Source organism: Chryseobacterium sp. CBTAP 102, assembly GCF_003201365.1.
In the GTDB taxonomy this organism is placed as follows: Bacteria; Bacteroidota; Bacteroidia; order Flavobacteriales; family Weeksellaceae; genus Chryseobacterium; species Chryseobacterium candidae.
The window spans coordinates 254,107-272,508 of sequence record NZ_QICX01000001.1; the positions used below are offsets into that span (position 1 = coordinate 254,107).

At 37.1% G+C, this 18,402-nt stretch carries 18 protein-coding genes; 9 read left to right on the top strand and 9 right to left on the bottom strand.

Annotation, left to right across the window (positions count from 1 at the left end):
• The first annotated feature begins 63 nt into the window (after window positions 1–63).
• The 4 genes from C8D70_RS01135 (at window position 64) to leuB (ending at window position 4,565) form a co-directional block, all read left to right on the top strand.
• Complete coding sequence (locus C8D70_RS01135) at window positions 64–1,227, top strand: 2-isopropylmalate synthase (protein ID WP_110366117.1); 1,164 nt, start codon at window positions 64–66, stop codon at window positions 1,225–1,227.
• A gap of 30 nt (window positions 1,228–1,257) precedes the next feature.
• Window positions 1,258–2,646 (top strand): 3-isopropylmalate dehydratase large subunit, encoded by a 1,389-nt coding sequence (gene leuC, locus C8D70_RS01140; RefSeq protein WP_110366118.1) that lies wholly within the window; start codon window positions 1,258–1,260, stop codon window positions 2,644–2,646.
• Window positions 2,647–2,851: 205 nt separating this feature from the next.
• Window positions 2,852–3,460: a 3-isopropylmalate dehydratase small subunit gene (leuD, locus tag C8D70_RS01145; RefSeq protein WP_076594800.1), complete on the top strand. Its 609-nt coding sequence runs from the start codon at window positions 2,852–2,854 to the stop codon at window positions 3,458–3,460.
• A complete protein-coding gene (leuB, locus tag C8D70_RS01150) occupies window positions 3,441–4,565 on the top strand; it encodes a 3-isopropylmalate dehydrogenase (protein WP_110366119.1) in 1,125 nt (374 codons plus the stop codon). Before leuD ends, leuB begins: the two co-directional genes overlap by 20 nt.
• Window positions 4,566–4,662: 97 nt before the next feature.
• Here the strand turns inward: leuB and C8D70_RS01155 are convergent, their stop codons facing one another.
• The 9 genes from C8D70_RS01155 to C8D70_RS01195 all read right to left on the bottom strand — a co-directional run bounded on the left by C8D70_RS01155 (window position 4,663) and on the right by C8D70_RS01195 (window position 13,380).
• Window positions 4,663–4,848: a hypothetical protein gene (locus C8D70_RS01155; protein WP_076594798.1), complete on the bottom strand. Its 186-nt coding sequence runs from the start codon at window positions 4,846–4,848 to the stop codon at window positions 4,663–4,665.
• Between the two features lie 72 nt (window positions 4,849–4,920).
• Complete coding sequence (locus C8D70_RS01160; RefSeq protein WP_076594797.1) at window positions 4,921–5,526, bottom strand: DUF4230 domain-containing protein; 606 nt, start codon at window positions 5,524–5,526, stop codon at window positions 4,921–4,923.
• A gap of 3 nt (window positions 5,527–5,529) precedes the next feature.
• Window positions 5,530–6,093 (bottom strand): TlpA family protein disulfide reductase, encoded by a 564-nt coding sequence (locus C8D70_RS01165; protein ID WP_110366120.1) that lies wholly within the window; start codon window positions 6,091–6,093, stop codon window positions 5,530–5,532.
• A 3-nt stretch (window positions 6,094–6,096) separates the two neighbouring features.
• A complete protein-coding gene (locus C8D70_RS01170; protein ID WP_076594795.1) occupies window positions 6,097–6,564 on the bottom strand; it encodes a nucleoside triphosphate pyrophosphohydrolase family protein in 468 nt (155 codons plus the stop codon).
• 268 nt (window positions 6,565–6,832) lie between these two features.
• Window positions 6,833–7,243 carry a hypothetical protein gene (locus C8D70_RS01175; protein WP_076594794.1) on the bottom strand — a complete coding sequence of 137 codons (411 nt, stop codon included), beginning with the start codon at window positions 7,241–7,243 and terminating at the stop codon, window positions 6,833–6,835.
• A 10-nt stretch (window positions 7,244–7,253) separates the two neighbouring features.
• Entirely contained in the window at window positions 7,254–7,967 is a 714-nt protein-coding gene (locus C8D70_RS01180) for a glycohydrolase toxin TNT-related protein (protein WP_076594793.1), read from the bottom strand.
• Window positions 7,968–8,453: 486 nt separating this feature from the next.
• Complete coding sequence (locus C8D70_RS01185; protein WP_110366121.1) at window positions 8,454–11,384, bottom strand: reprolysin-like metallopeptidase; 2,931 nt, start codon at window positions 11,382–11,384, stop codon at window positions 8,454–8,456.
• A gap of 337 nt (window positions 11,385–11,721) precedes the next feature.
• On the bottom strand, window positions 11,722–12,219 hold the full coding sequence (locus tag C8D70_RS01190; protein WP_076594791.1) for a DinB family protein: 498 nt from the start codon (window positions 12,217–12,219) through the stop codon (window positions 11,722–11,724).
• Between the two features lie 21 nt (window positions 12,220–12,240).
• Window positions 12,241–13,380 carry an acyl-CoA dehydrogenase family protein gene (locus tag C8D70_RS01195; protein ID WP_076594840.1) on the bottom strand — a complete coding sequence of 380 codons (1,140 nt, stop codon included), beginning with the start codon at window positions 13,378–13,380 and terminating at the stop codon, window positions 12,241–12,243.
• Between the two features lie 191 nt (window positions 13,381–13,571).
• Between C8D70_RS01195 and C8D70_RS01200 the strand changes: the two genes are divergently transcribed.
• The 5 genes from C8D70_RS01200 to C8D70_RS01220 all read left to right on the top strand — a co-directional run bounded on the left by C8D70_RS01200 (window position 13,572) and on the right by C8D70_RS01220 (window position 18,399).
• Window positions 13,572–15,485, top strand: a complete 1,914-nt coding sequence (locus tag C8D70_RS01200) for an endonuclease (protein WP_110366122.1) — start codon at window positions 13,572–13,574, stop codon at window positions 15,483–15,485.
• A gap of 456 nt (window positions 15,486–15,941) precedes the next feature.
• Window positions 15,942–16,547: a SatD family protein gene (locus C8D70_RS01205; protein ID WP_076594789.1), complete on the top strand. Its 606-nt coding sequence runs from the start codon at window positions 15,942–15,944 to the stop codon at window positions 16,545–16,547.
• Window positions 16,548–16,549: 2 nt separating this feature from the next.
• Window positions 16,550–17,245, top strand: a complete 696-nt coding sequence (locus C8D70_RS01210; protein ID WP_076594788.1) for a DUF3307 domain-containing protein — start codon at window positions 16,550–16,552, stop codon at window positions 17,243–17,245.
• A gap of 36 nt (window positions 17,246–17,281) precedes the next feature.
• Window positions 17,282–18,004 carry a phosphoribosylaminoimidazolesuccinocarboxamide synthase gene (gene purC / locus C8D70_RS01215; RefSeq protein ID WP_034698289.1) on the top strand — a complete coding sequence of 241 codons (723 nt, stop codon included), beginning with the start codon at window positions 17,282–17,284 and terminating at the stop codon, window positions 18,002–18,004.
• 35 nt (window positions 18,005–18,039) lie between these two features.
• On the top strand, window positions 18,040–18,399 hold the full coding sequence (locus C8D70_RS01220) for a four helix bundle protein (RefSeq protein ID WP_076594787.1): 360 nt from the start codon (window positions 18,040–18,042) through the stop codon (window positions 18,397–18,399).
• The last annotated feature ends 3 nt before the right edge of the window (window positions 18,400–18,402 follow it).

Here is an 18,402-nt window from a genome sequence, read left to right on the forward strand (position 1 = left end):
GTGAAAATGAAAAAATAACGCAAGCTGTAGTTTTGAGCCAAAATTAAGTAAAAAACTTCACTTATGAATTCCGAAAAAATTGAAATTTTTGACACGACACTGAGAGATGGGGAGCAGGTTCCGGGATGCAAACTGAATACGGAACAAAAACTGATTATTGCTGAAAGGCTTGATACGTTAGGAATTGATATTATCGAGGCGGGATTTCCAATTTCCAGCCCCGGAGATTTTGAATCTGTTTCAGAAATTTCAAAACTGGTGAAAAATGCGAAGGTATGCGGACTCACAAGAGCCAATAAAAAAGATATTGATACTGCGGCAGAAGCACTGAAGTTTGCAAAGAAACCAAGAATCCACACAGGAATTGGGACTTCGGATTCTCATATTAAATACAAATTCAACTCCACAAGAGAAGACATTATTGAAAGAGCAGTTGATGCGGTAAGATATGCAAAAACATATGTGGAAGACGTAGAATTTTATGCTGAAGATGCAGGAAGAACGGATAATGAATATCTTGCAAGAGTATGTGAAGCGGTCATTAAAGCAGGAGCAACTGTACTGAATATTCCTGATACCACAGGATACTGTCTTCCGGAAGAGTATGGTCAGAAAATAAAGTACCTGAGAGAAAACGTAAAAGGAATTGAAAAAGCAGTGCTTTCATGTCATTGCCATAATGATCTCGGACTGGCTACAGCAAATTCTATTGCAGGAGCAATCAACGGAGCGCGCCAGATAGAATGTACCATCAACGGATTAGGAGAAAGAGCTGGCAACACAGCATTGGAGGAAGTTGTCATGATTTTAAAACAGCATAAGGATTTGAATCTGCATACCGATGTGAATTCCAGAATGCTGAATGAAATGAGTGCAATGGTTTCTGATCTGATGGGAATGTCCGTACAGCCTAACAAAGCCATTGTAGGAGCTAATGCCTTTGCTCACAGCTCAGGAATTCATCAGGATGGTGTGATTAAAAACAGGGAGACCTATGAAATCATTGATCCCGCAGAAGTAGGTGTAAATGCTTCTTCGATTATACTGACTGCGAGAAGCGGACGTTCAGCATTGGCTTACCGTTTTAAGCATATAGGCTATGAAGTAACTAAGAATGAACTTGATTACTTATATCAGGAATTTTTGAAGATCGCTGATCTTAAAAAAGAAATAGATAATGATGATCTGAATGTAATGATAGATTCTTTCAGCAGAAAAATAGGATAGGTTTGATGTAAAATCAAGATAAAGTAAACAATGAACAACAATAAAAAGACACTTTTTGATAAAGTATGGGACGCTCACGTGGTAGAAACTATTCCTGACGGACCTCAGATCATTTATATAGACAAGCATCTTATTCATGAGGTAACCAGTCCTCAGGCCTTTGCGGAACTTGAATCCAGAAATCTGGAACTCTTCAGACCGGAACAGATTGTAGCCACTGCAGATCACAACGTACCTACTTTGGATCAGGATCAGCCCATTAAAGATGATCTTTCAAGAAATCAGGTAGAACAGCTTACGGAAAACTGTAAGAAAAATAATATTGAACTTTTCGGATTGGGACATCAATATCAGGGAATTGTTCATATTATCGCTCCGGAATTAGGGATTACCCAGCCGGGAATGAGCATTGTATGTGGTGACAGTCATACCTCTACCCATGGCGCATTTGGATCTATTGCCTTTGGGATTGGAACCAGCCAGGTGGCTCAGGTATTTGCCAGCCAGTGTTTATTGCTGAATAAGCCGAAATCAATGAGAATTACAGTCAACGGCAAATTAAATGAAAATGTTCAGCCTAAAGATGTGATTCTTTATATCATTTCAAAAATAGGAACAGACGGAGGAACAGGATATTTCTGTGAATATGCAGGGAATGTATTTGAAGAAATGTCAATGGAAGGAAGAATGACGGTCTGCAACATGAGTATTGAAATGGGTGCCAGAGGCGGAATGATTGCTCCGGATGAAACTACTTTAGAATACGTAAAGGGAAGGAAATTTGCTCCGGAAGGAGAAGACTGGAATGAAAAAGCAGCGTATTGGAGAACCTTGAAAACAGATGAAGGAGCTGTTTTTGATCAGGAACTCAGCTTTGATGCTTCGGATATTTACCCAATGATAACTTATGGTACCAATCCGGGAATGGGTATTTCAATCCGCGAAGTTATTCCGGCACCGCAAAATGAATCCGAAGAGAAAGCTTTGAAATATATGGGGCTGGAAGCCGGACAGACAGTTAACAGTATCAAGGTTAACTATGTCTTCATAGGAAGCTGTACCAATGCAAGAATAGAAGATTTCCGCTCTGCGGCCCAGTATATTAAAGGGAAAAGTAAATCTGATGCTGTAAAAGCACTTATTGTTCCCGGATCTCAACAGGTTGTTAAACAGATTTATGAGGAAGGTTTGGATAAAATATTCAGTGACGCAGGATTTCAGATTCGTCAGCCGGGATGTTCAGCTTGTCTGGCCATGAATGATGATAAAATCCCGGAAGGAGAATATTGTGTCTCCACCTCCAACAGAAACTTTGAAGGCAGGCAGGGACAAGGTTCAAGAACTATTCTTGCCAGCCCGCTTACTGCAGCAAAAGCAGCCATAGAAGGTAAGATCTCAGCTTTTGAAAGTTTAAATTAAAAGTATTTTAAATTATGTTTTAACCACAAAGACACAAAAGAAAGCAATGCTTATGTAAGAAGAAGTTATTATTTACTTACATGAAAAAAGCACTTAAGCTTTTTTTGAAAATCTTTGATTTTCATTCTTATGCGAACTTCTTATGTGGATTCTTTTAATAAAGTAAAAAAAACTTTTGTGGTTAAAGTCTAACAATGTAGAACACATGCAAAAATTAGTTGTTTTAAAATCCCGCGCAGTTCCATTGCCGGCAGAAAATATAGATACAGACCAGATTATTCCGGCAAGATTCCTGAAAAGTATAGACAGAAAAGGTTTTGGAGAAAATCTGTTCAGAGACTGGAGGTTCAATATCCATACGGGAGAACCTAATCCGGAATTTGTTTTAAACAATCCAAAATTCGAGGGTGAAATTTTAGTGGCGGGAAATAATTTCGGTTGTGGAAGCAGCCGTGAACACGCAGCGTGGGCATTGACGGATTATGGTTTCAAAGTAATTATTTCAAGTTATTTTGCAGATATCTTTAAAGGAAATGCCCTGAATAACGGACTTCTTCCTGTAAAAGTTTCAGAAGAATTTTTAAAAGAAATCCTTGAAGGAATTAATGAAAATCCTGATAATGAAATTGCCATTGATGTAGAGCTGCAGTCTGTCAGCTTTAAAGATACCACGGAAACCTTTGAACTTGATTCCTATAAAAAAATATGCCTGCTGAACGGCTACGATGATATTGATTTTTTAATCAGCAGAAAGCAGACCATCACAGAATTTGAATTAAAAACACAAAAAGCAAATGAGCGACAATTATTTTAAAATCGCGGTTCTTCCCGGAGATGGGATTGGCCCGGAAATCATCAGTGAAAGCATTAAAATATTAGATGTTATTGCTGAAGTTTTTCAATATAAATTCCATTTTGATTATGGATTAATTGGTGCAGAGGCTATTTTTAAAACAGGAAATCCTTTGCCTGAAGAAACACTGAAAATCTGTAAAGAGTCTGATGCAGTACTTTTCGGAGCTATAGGCGATCCGGTTTTTGATAATAATCCGGAAGCGAAAGTAAGACCTGAACAGGGATTATTAAGACTTCGTAAGGAGTTAGGATTGTTTGCCAATATCCGTCCCTTGAAAACCTATGCGTCTCTGATTGATAAGAGTCCGCTCAAAAGAGAAATTATTGAGGGTGCCGATATCCAGATTTTCAGAGAACTGGTGAGCGGGATCTATTTTGGTGAAAAATTTACAGATCCGGAAGGTAACTACGCTTATGATGTCTGCAAATATAGCCGCGAAGATATTATTCCGATTGCACACATGGCATTCCAGGAAGCTCAGAAAAGAAAGAAAAAGCTTACCCTTATTGATAAAGCCAATGTTCTGGATACCTCAAGATTGTGGAGAAAGACCTGCCAGGAAATTGCACCGGAATATCCTGATGTACAGCTTGATTATATGTTTGTAGACAATGCAGCCATGCAGCTGATTCTTAATCCTAAGCATTTTGATGTTATTGTAACGGAAAATATGTTTGGTGATATTATTTCTGATGAAGCAAGTGTAATAGGAGGTTCTATCGGATTATTGCCTTCTGCTTCAGTAGGAGAGAAAAATGCTTTGTTTGAGCCTATTCATGGGTCTTATCCACAGGCAAAAGGAAAAGGAATTGCCAATCCTGTTGCATCTATTTTAAGCGTTGCCATGATGCTGGATCATCTTAACTTACAGAATGCAGCAGATAAATTAAGACAGTCTGTAGAACAAGCTATTGAGAATAAGTATGTAACAATTGATCTTAATACCAAGCAGTATTACTCCACAAGTGAAGTGGGTAGCTTTATTGCTGATCATATCAGATATTCCGAAAAGTCCTATTACAATTTTGAAAATATCAAGATCGGAAAATCCACCATTGTATAGAAACAAATGTTTAGTTAGATAGTTAGAAAGAGAAGTTCCGCCTCATACGAGGCGGAACTTGTCGTTTTTCATTATAAATAAAGCCCTAAGAGCTTTTTTATCTTTTTGTATTATCCGTTTTTCCTGATTGGTTTTTTGAAGATTTCTGAACATCTTCCTTATCAATATCAGGCGGATTGGTCTTTTTTGATGCTGCAGGAATATTCTGGAAATCCTGATTTTGCTTTTGGGTTTCTGCGGTATTGGCAGATTCTTTTTTATGGTTTTTTCCTTTTGTATCCATGATTTTGAATTTTAAATGTCAACAATATGGATCATATCATTCAAAGGGTTTGCCAAACAGAAATATTTTCTTCTAAAGTCCCAGAATGCCAATTTTTCCGGTTTTGTCTTCTATTTCATAATTTAAAGCCTTCGCCAGAACAAAAACATTATTCAGGTTTTCCATCAGCTGTTTGCGGCCTTCGGTTCTCAGCTGATTCTGGTCAATTGATTTTTCTGCTGTTTCCTTAGCTTTTTGAGTAACACTTTTAATATCTTTTTCCGAGATTCTGTTAAAGAAAGAATCGTCCAAAGACTGGATCTCAACGCTTGGAGTTATTCTTATCTCAGCATCAGGAAGCTCAGTAATAATAAGCTTTTTGTTGATGGAATCTACTTCGATCTTCATTTTGTTGAGATCATAAGAAACCTGTGCATTAGTCTTTGTATACGTAATGATGCTGTTGCTGGAAACTTCTTTCCCAAAAACCTCATAACCCATTTTGGTTTTCTGCATGCTGGATGTATTCTGTTCCATCACCACCATTTTATTCATCTTGGAAATTTGATTGGTCAGAATATAATAATCTGATTTTTCAGTTTTACTTCCAAGATTCAGGCAGGATTTCAGACCAAAAAACAGCAGCACCATCGCGCCGGCACCCGCTGCAAAGGATAATATTGTTCTATAATTTCTCAAAATCTATTTAAAAATTTCTTTGATAACAGACGAATCGTTCTTTTTCAGAATTTGAACCAAATCCCTTTCAATATATCCTGTAGTAGGCATTTCGATAATTCTGCCTACTTCTTTTCCATATCTTTTCAGGATAATGGTAGGAACTTTCTGAAGATTGTAAAGACTTTCATCTCCGGTAGGAGACTCTTTCTTACGGTTAACAGCAATAATATTCAATTTACTGTCCGGATAACTCACGGCTTCCAATATTTTCATCAGTCTTGGAAAATCTCTGTGGCTGTCTTCACACCAGGTTCCTATGAAAACAATAATATCATAAGTTCCGATTTTTTCTTTTTTTAAATCACTGACTGCTTTTTGGTCAAGAACATACTCATCATGTTCTTTCACATACCAATCTGCATAAGGAGCTTTCAAAAACTGCTCTTTCAACTGGTTTCCTAAAAGCATTTTGCCGTCATTCTGAGTTTCAACTTCACGGTTTACCACAACTTTTTGTGCAGTAACCTGTTGTGCAGCCAAAAACAAGCTTGAAAAGGCAACAATATTGGTAATAAATTTTTTCATATTTTATTTTTCGATAATTGATTTTAAATCAGCAGGAGAGTAGTATTTGTTTTTTAATACTTTATGATCTGCCTGTCTGTAAACATTGAATTTTTCTCCGGACTTTTCATAAAAAGATTCTACTTCCTTTTCTTTGTAAAATTCTACGGTTTCCTTTGCCTGCTCTTCATTATCACATGCTTTCGACATATTGGAGCGCTGAACTTCGTTGAATAGTTCTACAAATTTGTTGCCAAGTCCGAATTCCAGTACAGCACCACTCAAAACATACTGAAGATCACATAATGCATCTGCAATTTCTACGATATTATTATCTGCAATCGCTTGCTTCAGCTCGTTTAATTCTTCCTGTAAAAGCTCTACTCTCAGACTGCATCTTTCAGGAGAAGGAATTTGTGGGGTATCTAAAATAGGGGCTTTGAAAGTAGTATGGAATTCTGCTACTTGGTTCAGACTATCAATTTTATCCATGAATTTTTTTATTTCCCACAAAGATAGAAAAGGATTTGTAAAATGTGAAATGTACAGGGAGAAATCTATGAATAAAGAGGAAGAGAGCATATAATGATTACAGTATCACAGATAATAAATTGCAGCATTTCATTTTCAGAATAAAATTATTTAAACCCAAACATCTGTGAAAATCTAACTTGTCTGTGGGAAAAATTTAATCCATAGAAATCAAAAACCACAACTTGAAAATTGTGGTTTTGTGATGAATCTTTGGGTATATTTTTAATTACTCATATTTCCACACTCCGGAAATGGTCAGTATCATCAATCCGGGCTGCTTTTCCCCATAGCTGAATATGGCTATATATTTTGATTGACAGGAAGTGCAATGGGTACCAAAGTATAATGTTGGCAGATCATTAACGGTCAATTCGCCGAAATGAAACATTCTTTGGGAGGTTTCGCTGACCATTCCGTGTTTTAGCAATTCACTTTTAGGTAACACCTTATCTTCATGATATAATTGCATAACAGGAAATCCTGATTCGTAAGGAGCTATTGTAATTGTATTTTTGTTTCCGCAATGAGAGCAGATAAAAATTGTTGCTGCTGATGGGAGCGCCTCGTCATTGATAAAGGAACTTTTTTCAACATAAGCTTTTCCGGTAATGTTTATTTTTTCTGATATTGAGTACATCTGAGTTAATTTATGGCTGGATAACCGTGCCTACTAAGTTAGGATATTTTCCGCTGGGACTTTTTTTAATGGTAATTTTAATATAACCTTCTTCTGCCAGCTTATTCCATGTTTTCTGGTATCCTGTATTGATATCAATTGGGATTTTCCACATAGTTTGTTTTCCTTTTCCTGCCTGGCTGAACCAAGGAATAATGTCTGCTGTCTGTGTTTTAAACTGCATGGAATTATTCAAAACATCAATTTCATAATAGAAATCGTACTTGTCTTCAGGCTGATTTAAAGCTCTTTGTGTAAAGGTATATGTGTATCCGTTAATGATAGGACTGGTGAAACTTCCTCCCAGTGTCGGAACTCCGGTTCCGTTATAACTGCCGACAGCTCCGCTGTATCTGTCGAACTTTTGTCCAACCTGTAAAGGAACATCATCAACGATATTGTAACCTCCGTTGGCAGGCGGCCAGCCTCCATTTAAATTATTAGCCTTAAAAAGGGATTCCAATTCACTCCATTTTCCCCTTTTGTATAAGTCATAAGCTTGATTTCTGACTGCTTGACTTACCGAATTATTAGCGTCATAAGTTACAGCCAGTTCATCCGCATTTTTATAAAATACAGTGACGACATCAGGATTGGTGTCTGGTTCATCATCTCTGTCTGAATTACAGGCAACCGAGAACGAAGTAATAGCTAAAAAAAAGAGGTACTTAAATAAATGTTTCATATAAAAATTTTAAATTGTTTTAAAATTATAAGGGTATTTGAAGGGTACCTTTTTGAAACATCTTTTTCCCGATAAACATCTTAAGTAAAATACTGAAATGAGTATTGCTGATGTTTTTCCGGTCTTTAGCAGGAGTTTTAAGGACTGGAATCTGGATTAATAATGTGATTTTGACCGTAAATTATTGAAATACCGATGTACGCCAAAATAAACTCAAAAGAAGCAACAGCATCAGACGTTAAAAAACGATCTGGAGCTCCCTTAAATACAATCTGGGCAAACGGTACAATAAAATATTGTTATGCGATAAATTTAAATCAAAAAACTTAAATACTAGTTATTTTCTCTAAAATAAATTATTATTTTGAAATTAATTTTATTAATAAAGAGGTTTTTGAAAATTTTATATAAAACTTTAAATAAAGAAAAACCGTTCTGTGCAGAACGGTTTTTCACATCGTTTAATTTTAAAAAGTTTATTAGTTACTAATTTTTAATAAATCTCTTAGAAGATTCTCCAATTTGAATCATATAAGCACCTTTAATAAGATTGCTTACGTTTACAGAACCTCTTTGAAGCTTTCCTGAGTCAATTAGTTTTCCACCCATATCGAAGATCTTATAATCTTCTGAAGTTGTATTGGAAATATTAAGTATATCTCTCACAGGGTTTGGGTAAAGCTTCACATCTGTGATCAGATCTTTTGTATTCTGAAGATCTCCTTTTCCTGAAGAAACAATATTAAGAGTATAGTCTTCTACCTGTCCGTAAGTAAAGGCTTCACAAGAAGAAGTAGGGATTGAGCTGTATTTCATCATTACTCTCATTCTTGTAGACCCAACCGTAGCTGTAGATGGAATGGTGATAGATCCGGTAACCGGGCTGGTTGTAGAACCTGCTTTTGTCCATGCCAGTTCGCCGCTGTCTGTGAAGTCCCCATCTCCGTTGTAATCTATATACACTGCGTAGGCTTCGCTATATTTTGTAGAAGTCCACACCGGAGTAATTGAAATTGTATAAGCGTTTCCTCTGGTAACATTGGTAGAAACTGAAGTGAAGTTTTCGTAACCTGCAGTTCCTGTAGATGTATTGTTAATAGAACCGAATTTTACATTTCCAATTCTTTCATCCGCAGTATTGGATGCTGAAGAAGAACAGTAAGTAACAGTTCCGCCTGAAAGAGTTGTAACACTTACGGTGTTGCTGGAAACAGAAGCGTTTCCTGCTGCATCTTTTGCTTTAACAGAGAAAGAGTATGTAGTAGCAGGAGTAAGTCCTGTTACAGTATACGTAGTAGAAGCTGTAGAACCAATTAGTGAAGCTCCCTGGTAAACGTCATATCCTGTAACTCCTACGTTATCTGTAGCCCCTGACCATGAAAGATTTGTTGTGGTAGCAGTAGTTCCTGAGGCAGCAAGGGTAGGAGCTGTAGGTGCAACAGTGTCAGGAGTTCCGGAACCTGCATTTACAGAGATGTTAGCATTGTTAACATCAAAGAAAATATGGTTTGATCCTTTTACCATAATTCTTCCTGTTGTTGTATTGGCATTAGGAATGGTTACTGCCTGTGAACCATCATTTGGAGTTCCTGCCAATAGGGTAGTCCATGTATTTCCATTGTCTGTTGACCAAAGGATATCAACATTGGCTGTGTTTACTCCGTTGGCTGTAGTTCCTGCCACATTCCATGTTACTGTTTGAGAACTTCCTCCAGCGTAGGTTGTTGCAGAATTCTGTGAAGTGATATTGAATGGTCCTGCAGTTCCGTTAACAGTGATAACAGCATCATCGGAATTATTTCCTGAGCCTCCTGCTTTGTTATCGCGAACGGTAAATCTGAAGTTTAATGTTCTGGCAACGGAAGAAAGCGCCTCTACAGTGATTTCAGAACCTGCAGTAGTGGTTGCTCCTGCCAGAACTGAAGCCATTCTCGGGAAATATCTTGCCGGAGAAGTGGTTGGAGTCCATGATCTGAAGTTTGGTCCTGAAGCTTTTGTAGCGCTTGCGGCTGAACTTGCTCCAGTTTGGGAAGAAGAAGCATTGTCCATTTGTTCCCAGATATAGGTTAAAGAATCTCCGTCTGCATCCGTTCCTGTTCCTGTCAGTACGAATGGAGTTCCTTTTGGAATGGTATAATCCAATCCTGCATTAGCTGTAGGAATTGTATTTCCGGTGTTGGTATTAACAGAGCAGGTTTTAGCTTTAATATTATTGGTGATCTGCTGGATACTTATTGCATGGAAAAATGCATCGGAATGCGGTTGAATATCCTGGCTGGTAATTCCTGCATATCCCATAATTGTTGATCCTGAGCCCGGTTCCATATTGGCACCTGTTCCTTCATTGTTCATAGAGAATGTGTGGTTTCCACCAAATTGATGTCCCATTTCGTGAGCCACGTAGTCGATATCGAAATTGTCTCCTGAAGGAATGGCATCTGCCGGAGAAGTGTATCCGCTTCCTTTTGAACCATTTGTACAAATACAGCCGATACAGCCGGCATTTCCTCCACCTCCTGAAGCTCCGAATAAGTGACCGATGTCATAATTAGCCTCCCCAATTACAGATGTTAAAGTGCTTTGCAGCTGAGAATTCCAGCTGCTCATTCCTGAAGCTGCAGAATAAGGGTCTGTAGAAGCATTGGTGTAGATGACAGCATCATTGTTGGCGATAAGAACCATTCTTGCTGCGAAGTCTTTTTCAAATACACCATTTACACGGGTCATGGTGGTATTCATTGCAGCTAAAGCCTGAGCTTTTGTTCCTCCGAAATAAGTGGTATATTCTCCTGTGCAGGACAGTGCGAGTCTGAATGTTCTCAGTTTGGCATCATCAGCATTAGGCCTTGCTGCAAGAGCGGAATTGGAAACTCCTTTCTGTGCGGCATCCACCACGGTACATTCAAACTTATTAAGATCATCTTTTTTGTCAGACTTTCTGTATACTACATAAGAAGAAAGATCTTTGGTGTAAGGTTCGATGAAAACAGCTGATTTATCACCATAAATTTCCATAGAAGACAGCCCTAGTGGGGAAACACTGAAATAGACTGTGGAATTAGGATCATCCAGACCTTGTCCTACATAGGATTTGATATCCGGATATTTTGCTGCCAGCTCAGGAGCAAAATTGGAATTCTCCCTCACTTTAAAATTTTCCATTCTGCCTTCAGAATTCGGAAAAGAGATAATGAGTTCTGATTTTTCGCCTGCAGCCAGTCTTTTGGGAGCTTTTGCCAGGATGTTTTTCAATCCGTTGATATCCAGGTTGTATACCTTAGGATTGCTGATGCTGGTTTTGTTTTCAAAAATCTCTGATGAAGTTTTTTTTGAACCTTCAGACCAAAGACGGTCAGTCTGTGCGAAAGAAATACCCGAAATAAGGAGCATTCCAATCAGCGTTAATTGTTTTTTCATATTAAATATTAAATTTGATTGTGGAATATCAAATGTAATAAAAAATATATTACGAAAAACGAATTTTTTTAAGAAACATTTGGACTTTTCGTGTAATATATTATGTGATGCATTTTATATAATTGAAAAAGCTCATTAATAAAAGAAAATTGAAATTGATGAAATGTATTTTAATTTGAAAAAAATAAAATATTGGTTATTTATTAAATTGAGACAATATAATCTGTGAATTATTTAATACTATATAAATAACGATGATAAATCAAGTTTACTGTATTGGTCCACAAAAAAAGCTGTTTCTAAATGAAACAGCTTAGTATATTAATATAATTCTTACTTACATATTATCATCAGCAGTAGGGCCATAAAGTCCGGGAACTTTATTTCCGGTTGATCTTAAATAAACAACCAGCTCACCTCTGTGATGGTACAAATGATTGTAAAGAAAAGCTCTTATCACCTGAACTTTTGGCATAGGAGGGAAAAGTACATTTCCGTCCATTTCCATTTTCCACTCATTGAAATAAGTGCTTTCATCAGAGTTTTCAAGAACTTTCTGTGCGTTGGCAACATTTTCTTCAAATTTTGCAAGGATATTTTCCGATTTGGAAATGTCTCCTTTGTCATACCTGTACGTACCCATATCAAAAATATCCTTATTGAAAGTGGATTCATACCAATTGTATACTTCAGCAATATGAGACGCAAGCTGGCCTGTGGTCCAGTTTTTTTCGGACGGTTTCCAATCCAGTGCGCTGTCGGGAATTGCCTGTAAAATTTTTCTGGTGTTTTCAGCTTCATGCAGAAATTCACCTAAAAGTGCCTGTTTAATCATTTGTATTGGGATTTTAAAATGTTATTTTGTGATATCTCTTCCGATTACCAGTCTCTGGATCTCAGAAGTCCCTTCACCTATAGTACAAAGCTTAGAGTCTCTATAGAATTTTTCAGCAGGGAAGTCTTTTGTATATCCGTATCCTCCGAAGATCTGAACCGCATTGTTTGAAATTCTAACGCAAGCTTCAGAAGCATATAGTTTTGCCATAGCTCCTTCTTTTGTCATTTTTTGTTTTGCGTTCTTAAGAGTAGATGCTCTTTGAATAAGAAGTTCAGCAGCATCAATTTCTGTTGCCATATCTGCTAACATAAAGTTGATCGCCTGGAAATCTGCAATAGGTTTCCCGAACTGATGTCTTTCTTTTGCGTATTTTAAAGCTGCTTTGTAAGCTCCTCTTGCAGTACCTAAACTTAATGCAGCAATAGAGATTCTACCGCCATCCAGAACTTTCATAGCCTGCTTGAATCCTTCACCTACTTCGCCTAAACGGTGAGAATCCGGTACACGTACGTTATCAAAAATTAATTCTGCTGTTTCGGAAGCACGCATTCCTAATTTATTTTCTTTTTTTCCGGAAGTAAAACCAGGCATTCCTTTTTCCAAAACAAAAGCTGTAGAGTTATTTTTAGCTCCTATTTCTCCTGTTCTTGTCATTACCACGGCAATATCTCCTGAAATAGCGTGGGTGATAAAGTTTTTAGCTCCGTTGATGATCCACTCATCACCATCTTTTACAGCGGTAGTAGACATACCTCCTGAATCTGAACCTGTATTGTGTTCAGTAAGCCCCCAAGCTCCGATTACTTTTCCGGAAGCTAACTGAGGAAGCCATTTATGTCTCTGTTCTTCATTTCCAAATTCATAAATATGGTTGGTGCAAAGTGAGTTGTGTGCAGCTACAGAAAGACCAATAGAAGGGTCAACCTGAGAAATTTCGTCCAGAATAGTAACATACTCATGATAACCTAAGCCAGAACCTCCATATTGTTCAGGAATTACAATTCCCATAAAACCCATTTCACCTAATTGGTGGAATAAGTCTTTTGGAAATGTTTGGCTTTCATCCCATTCCATAATATTGGGTCTGATGTTCTTTTCTGCGAATTCTCTAGCTGTTTCCGCTATCATTTTGATGTTGTCAAGAGTCTCTGTATTCATATAATAATAGTTAATTCCCAAAGATAACCAAATTGATGGAATGCTAAAATAAATTATTTCATTCATACTATGTAAAGGTCAATCCCTTTAATTATCAAAATTTTATATTTAGATAATTAATACTTTCTTAATAAAATATTCAGTCATTTGCATTTTTTATTTCACTAATTTAGTTTCCCAATTTTTAAGGTATGAAAAAAATTCTACTTCCTATCATTTTAATTTCCTCATATATTTGCGCGCAGGCTCCTGCCGGATATTATGACGGAACCATCGGGCTGACGGGATATGCACTGAAATCAAAACTCCACGATATTATTTCGGAAAGAATGATCAACTGGCATTATGACGACCTTAAAATGTTATATGGGCAGACTGATCTGGATATATATTATGATCATGATGTTTCCAATACTCAATATTTGCTGGATATTTATTCTGAAATCCCTTCTGGACCTGATTCCTATGAGTACACTGTAGATCAGATGGCAGCAGGTGTAGGTGCGGAAGGTCAAGGGTATAACCGGGAGCATATGATGCCGCAAAGTACATTCAGTACAAGCTCATCCATCAGCGATTATCCTATGTATTCGGATCTGAATTTTATTATTCCTGTTGATGGCTTTATCAATCAGCGGAGAAGTAATTATCCTTATGGGATAGGAAATAATACGAATCATTATATTTTTTCCAACACGTCGAGGGTATCGAATGCAGCTATTCCCAATTATCCTTATACCGGAAGAGTGTATGAACCTATTAATGAATTTAAAGGTGATATCGCGAGGTCATTATTATATTTTGCTGTACGGTATGAAGGAAAATTAGGCTCATTCAATACAGCTTATACTACTTCCGCTAATCTTACTCCTGCTACAGATCAGTGTCCGTTAGACGGAACAGAAGAAAGAGCGGTTGATCTGGCTTATATTGCTATGCTGAAACAATGGAATACAGCAGACCCGGTTTCACAAAGAGAAACTGACCGGAACAACGCCGTTTATGCCATACAAAAAAACAGAAATCCATTTATTGACCATCCTGAATGGATTGATATGATCTGGTCCGAAAACCCCGACAATATTGCTCCTGCAGCTCCGGGATCACTGGTTTCAACCCAGCAGAATGCTTATTTTGTGAATCTGAGCTGGACAGCCTCTCCTGATAGTGATGTTTTAGGGTACAGGGTTTATATGAACGGATCAACGACACCTGTTGCGGTTACAAAAGGGACTTCGGTCAGTGTAGATCATCTGAGTCCTTCAACTACTTATACCTTTACAGTGAAAGCTTTTGATAAAGCCTATCTGGAATCCCCGTTCAGCAATACATTGACAGCTTCAACGACTGCTTCGGATTCTTACGCTCCGGATCTTATGATTACAAAATATATATCCGGAACGAATACGGAATTTATAAAGAATAATGCTCTGGAAATTGTCAATAAAACAGGGCATGAGGTGAATTTAAATAATTACAGAATCAATATTCAGTTCAGAAATAGCAGTTCTGGAGCTTATTATAGTGGAGATACCTATGAGCTGGAAGGTAAAGTAGGAAATAATGAAACATTTGTTATTTTGAATCCAAAAGGTACTTTGTCATGTTATACAACCGGGCAGGCAAAGTTTGCTACAGCTTCTGATCCTATGATGTATGCCGGAGGGAACTACGTAGAACTTGCTTATAACAAAACCGTGACGGTAGATGCTATTGGGACAAAATTCACAACCAATAATAACGGAAATGTATCTTTATACAGAAAGAGTACCATCAACCAGCCAACCAATACATTCAGTATAGGAGAGTGGGATTCTTACCCGTCCAACTACTGCCAGAATCTGGGGGGAACATTATCTGCCACAGAGCTGATCGCTGACAATAAAGAATTTATAATATACCCGAATCCGGTTGATGATCATCTTTATGTAAACGGAGAAACAGAGAAAGTAAAAACAGCCCAGATCATAGATCTTTCCGGAAAAGTGATCTACACTGAAAAATATCCTTTCAGAAATAAGAAAAGTATTTCCGTACAGGGAATTCCTACTGGGATCTATTTCCTGAAGCTTGATGAAAAAGCGCATCAGTTTATTAAAAAATAATCTTACCTTGACCTTGACAGGCTTTAGTCAAGGTTATTTTTACGAAGATTTAACGAGCTAAACCTAACAGGTTTTAAAAACCTGTTAGGTTTATTTTTATATGATGTAGAAATGATTCAAGATATTGTTTCACTTTACGCTCAATAATTATTCTAGCCCTGATAGAAGCGGTTACCCCACAGCAAGCTTCGAGGAAAGGAGGGCGCGAGGAGTATGAGCGGATAGCACGAATAGCTTCTCTCTTCAAAATAATGTAAAAATGGGGAGTTAAACTTAGTCTGATCATAAAATTTTAATCCGTATTTTGATTTTTTCTGATTTAACAATGGAATATAAATCCTTAAACCCATTATATTTACTGCATCATTGATATAAGCTGATTCGCTAATAATGAATATCTATAAGTGTTTCTGCTTATATTTTTTATATATAAGTAATTATGCTTATATTTGCAGTATGATAGCGGTTATTACCGGTGATATTATAAATTCACAGCATGCAGACACTGAAGTTTGGATTACCAGGCTTAAACATCTTCTCGAAAAATGGGGAAGCGCTCCTCACACATGGGAAATCTACAGAGGGGATGAGTTTCAGTTCAAGTGCAATATTGATGACGTTTTCTGGCGTTTTCTAGCCATAAAATCTCTTATTAAAAGTGTCGAAAATCTGGATGTAAGAATGGCTATAGGTATTGGTGAGGAAAGTTTCTCTTCTGAGAAAATCACTGAATCCAACGGTACAGCTTACGTGAATTCCGGGAGATTGCTTAATGATCTTAAAAATGACGGTCATACTGTTGCTATTAAAACATCCAGTGATCCTGTAGACAGGGATCTTAATATCCTGTTGAAATGGTCGTCCAAGGATTTTGATAACTGGACCATGGCTACAGCGGAGATCATTCATGAAATGATCATGAATCAGGATATTACTCAGGAAGATCTTGCCAAAAGATTTGCTATTTCACAGTCTTCTGTAAGCCAGAGGCTGAAACGAGCCAACTATGAGCTCATCGTGGAAACCAATCAGTATTTCAGAAAGAAAATTTCAGAATTATAGGTATGATCTTTATCAAACTCATATTGGCACATCTACTCGGAGATTTTATACTTCAGCCAAATTCATGGGTTGCAGATAAGGAGAACTCTAAACTGAAAAGCAGGTTTTTATACATTCATGTTCTGATTCACATTATTTTAAGTCTTGTTTTTCTATGGGATCTTCAGCTTTGGTGGGTTGCTGTATTGGTGGGAATCACTCACTTTATTATTGATGCAGCGAAGCTTACTTTCCAGAATGTAAAGACTAAGAAAAGATGGTTTTTCATTGATCAGCTGCTGCATGTTCTGGTGATTACAGGAGTTTCTTTTTATTTCCGGGAATTCAGCTTTGATTTTTTACAGAATCAGGAATTTTTAAAGATAATCATGGCCGCATTGTTTCTTACGACACCTGCTTCTATTTTTATCAAAATCTTATTGTCATCCTGGACACCCGCTCCGGATGGTCCCAATACTATTCAAACCGAATCTTTATCAAGTGCCGGAAAATATATCGGAATTTTAGAACGTCTGCTGGTTTTCACTTTTATCATGGTGAATCACTGGGAAGGCGTAGGTTTCATGGTGGCTGCCAAATCTGTTTTCAGATTCAGCGACCTTGCACAGGCAAAACAGAGAAAGCTTACAGAATATGTATTAATTGGTACGCTGCTGAGCTTCGGACTGGCTGTCTTAACAGGAATAATAATAAAATAAATCAATAAATCTAACTACAATTTAGAAAGTAAAATTATGAGTCAAAAGAAAGAAATGTTGTACGAGGGGAAAGCAAAACAAGTATTTGCAACCGATAATCCTGATGAAGTAGTAGTACGTTTCAAAGACGATGCTACAGCATTTAATGCTCAAAAAAGAGGTCAGGTAGATCTTAAAGGGGAAATGAACAACGCGATCACAACTCTTATTTTTGAATATTTAAATGAAAAAGGGATCAAAACTCATTTCATCCAAAAATTAGACGAAAGAGAGCAGCTGGTAAGAAAGGTTTCTATCATTCCTCTGGAAATGGTAGTAAGAAACTACTCTGCAGGAAGTATGGCACAAAGATTAGGAGTGGAAGAAGGAATTAAATCTCCGGTAACGATCTTCGATATCTGCTATAAAAAAGATGAATTGGGAGATCCGCTTATCAATGACCACCATGCCGTTTTCTTAGGAGCAGCTACTTATGAAGAGCTTGACGAGATGTATGAGCTATCTTCAGATATCAATGACATCCTTATCGACCTGTTCGACAAAATCAATATCATTCTGGTAGATTTCAAAATCGAATTAGGTAAAACTTCAGACGGTGAAATCATCTTAGCAGACGAAATCTCTCCTGATACCTGCAGACTTTGGGATAAAGATACCATGAAGAAATTAGACAAAGACAGATTCAGAAGAGACTTGGGAGAAGTTACTGAGGCTTATGTTGAAATCTACAACCGATTGAAGAACTTACTTGCAAAATAATTTCAGAAATTAGAAGTTAGATATTAGAAATTAGTATGAAATCACACCGGATAGAAGATTTGAAGGTTTGGACAAAATCAATGGCTTTGGTGAAAGAAGTTTATTTGATTTCTGCTGAATTACCCATGGAGGAAAAATTCGGACTACAATCTCAAATCAGAAGATGTGTAGTTTCAATACCATCTAATATTGCAGAGGGAGCCGGAAGAAATAATAAAAATGAATTTTATCAGTTCCTTGGAATTGCGTTTGGTTCTACTTACGAGCTGCAAACTCAACTTCAGTTACTGATTGATTTAAATTTTATATCTGAAATGAAAATAGCTCCTTTAAAGGAACTTTTAGCTGAAATTCAAAAAATGATTTATTCATTAAAAGCAAGTTTAAAATTATAATTG

Excerpts from the sequence above, each read along its gene's own strand:
- C8D70_RS01135 (WP_110366117.1), top strand. The coding sequence starts at position 64 with ATGAATTCCGAAAAAATTGAAATTTTTGACACGACACTGAGAGATGGG.
- leuC (WP_110366118.1), top strand. The coding sequence starts at position 1,258 with ATGAACAACAATAAAAAGACACTTTTTGATAAAGTATGGGACGCTCAC.
- leuD (WP_076594800.1), top strand. The coding sequence starts at position 2,852 with ATGCAAAAATTAGTTGTTTTAAAATCCCGCGCAGTTCCATTGCCGGCA.
- leuB (WP_110366119.1), top strand. The coding sequence starts at position 3,441 with ATGAGCGACAATTATTTTAAAATCGCGGTTCTTCCCGGAGATGGGATT.
- C8D70_RS01155 (WP_076594798.1), bottom strand. The coding sequence starts at position 4,848 with ATGGATACAAAAGGAAAAAACCATAAAAAAGAATCTGCCAATACCGCA.
- C8D70_RS01165 (WP_110366120.1), bottom strand. The coding sequence starts at position 6,093 with ATGAAAAAATTTATTACCAATATTGTTGCCTTTTCAAGCTTGTTTTTG.
- C8D70_RS01170 (WP_076594795.1), bottom strand. The coding sequence starts at position 6,564 with ATGGATAAAATTGATAGTCTGAACCAAGTAGCAGAATTCCATACTACT.
- C8D70_RS01175 (WP_076594794.1), bottom strand. The coding sequence starts at position 7,243 with ATGTACTCAATATCAGAAAAAATAAACATTACCGGAAAAGCTTATGTT.
- C8D70_RS01180 (WP_076594793.1), bottom strand. The coding sequence starts at position 7,967 with ATGAAACATTTATTTAAGTACCTCTTTTTTTTAGCTATTACTTCGTTC.
- C8D70_RS01185 (WP_110366121.1), bottom strand. The coding sequence starts at position 11,384 with ATGAAAAAACAATTAACGCTGATTGGAATGCTCCTTATTTCGGGTATT.
- C8D70_RS01190 (WP_076594791.1), bottom strand. The coding sequence starts at position 12,219 with ATGATTAAACAGGCACTTTTAGGTGAATTTCTGCATGAAGCTGAAAAC.
- C8D70_RS01195 (WP_076594840.1), bottom strand. The coding sequence starts at position 13,380 with ATGAATACAGAGACTCTTGACAACATCAAAATGATAGCGGAAACAGCT.
- C8D70_RS01200 (WP_110366122.1), top strand. The coding sequence starts at position 13,572 with ATGAAAAAAATTCTACTTCCTATCATTTTAATTTCCTCATATATTTGC.
- C8D70_RS01205 (WP_076594789.1), top strand. The coding sequence starts at position 15,942 with ATGATAGCGGTTATTACCGGTGATATTATAAATTCACAGCATGCAGAC.
- C8D70_RS01210 (WP_076594788.1), top strand. The coding sequence starts at position 16,550 with ATGATCTTTATCAAACTCATATTGGCACATCTACTCGGAGATTTTATA.
- purC (WP_034698289.1), top strand. The coding sequence starts at position 17,282 with ATGAGTCAAAAGAAAGAAATGTTGTACGAGGGGAAAGCAAAACAAGTA.
- C8D70_RS01220 (WP_076594787.1), top strand. The coding sequence starts at position 18,040 with ATGAAATCACACCGGATAGAAGATTTGAAGGTTTGGACAAAATCAATG.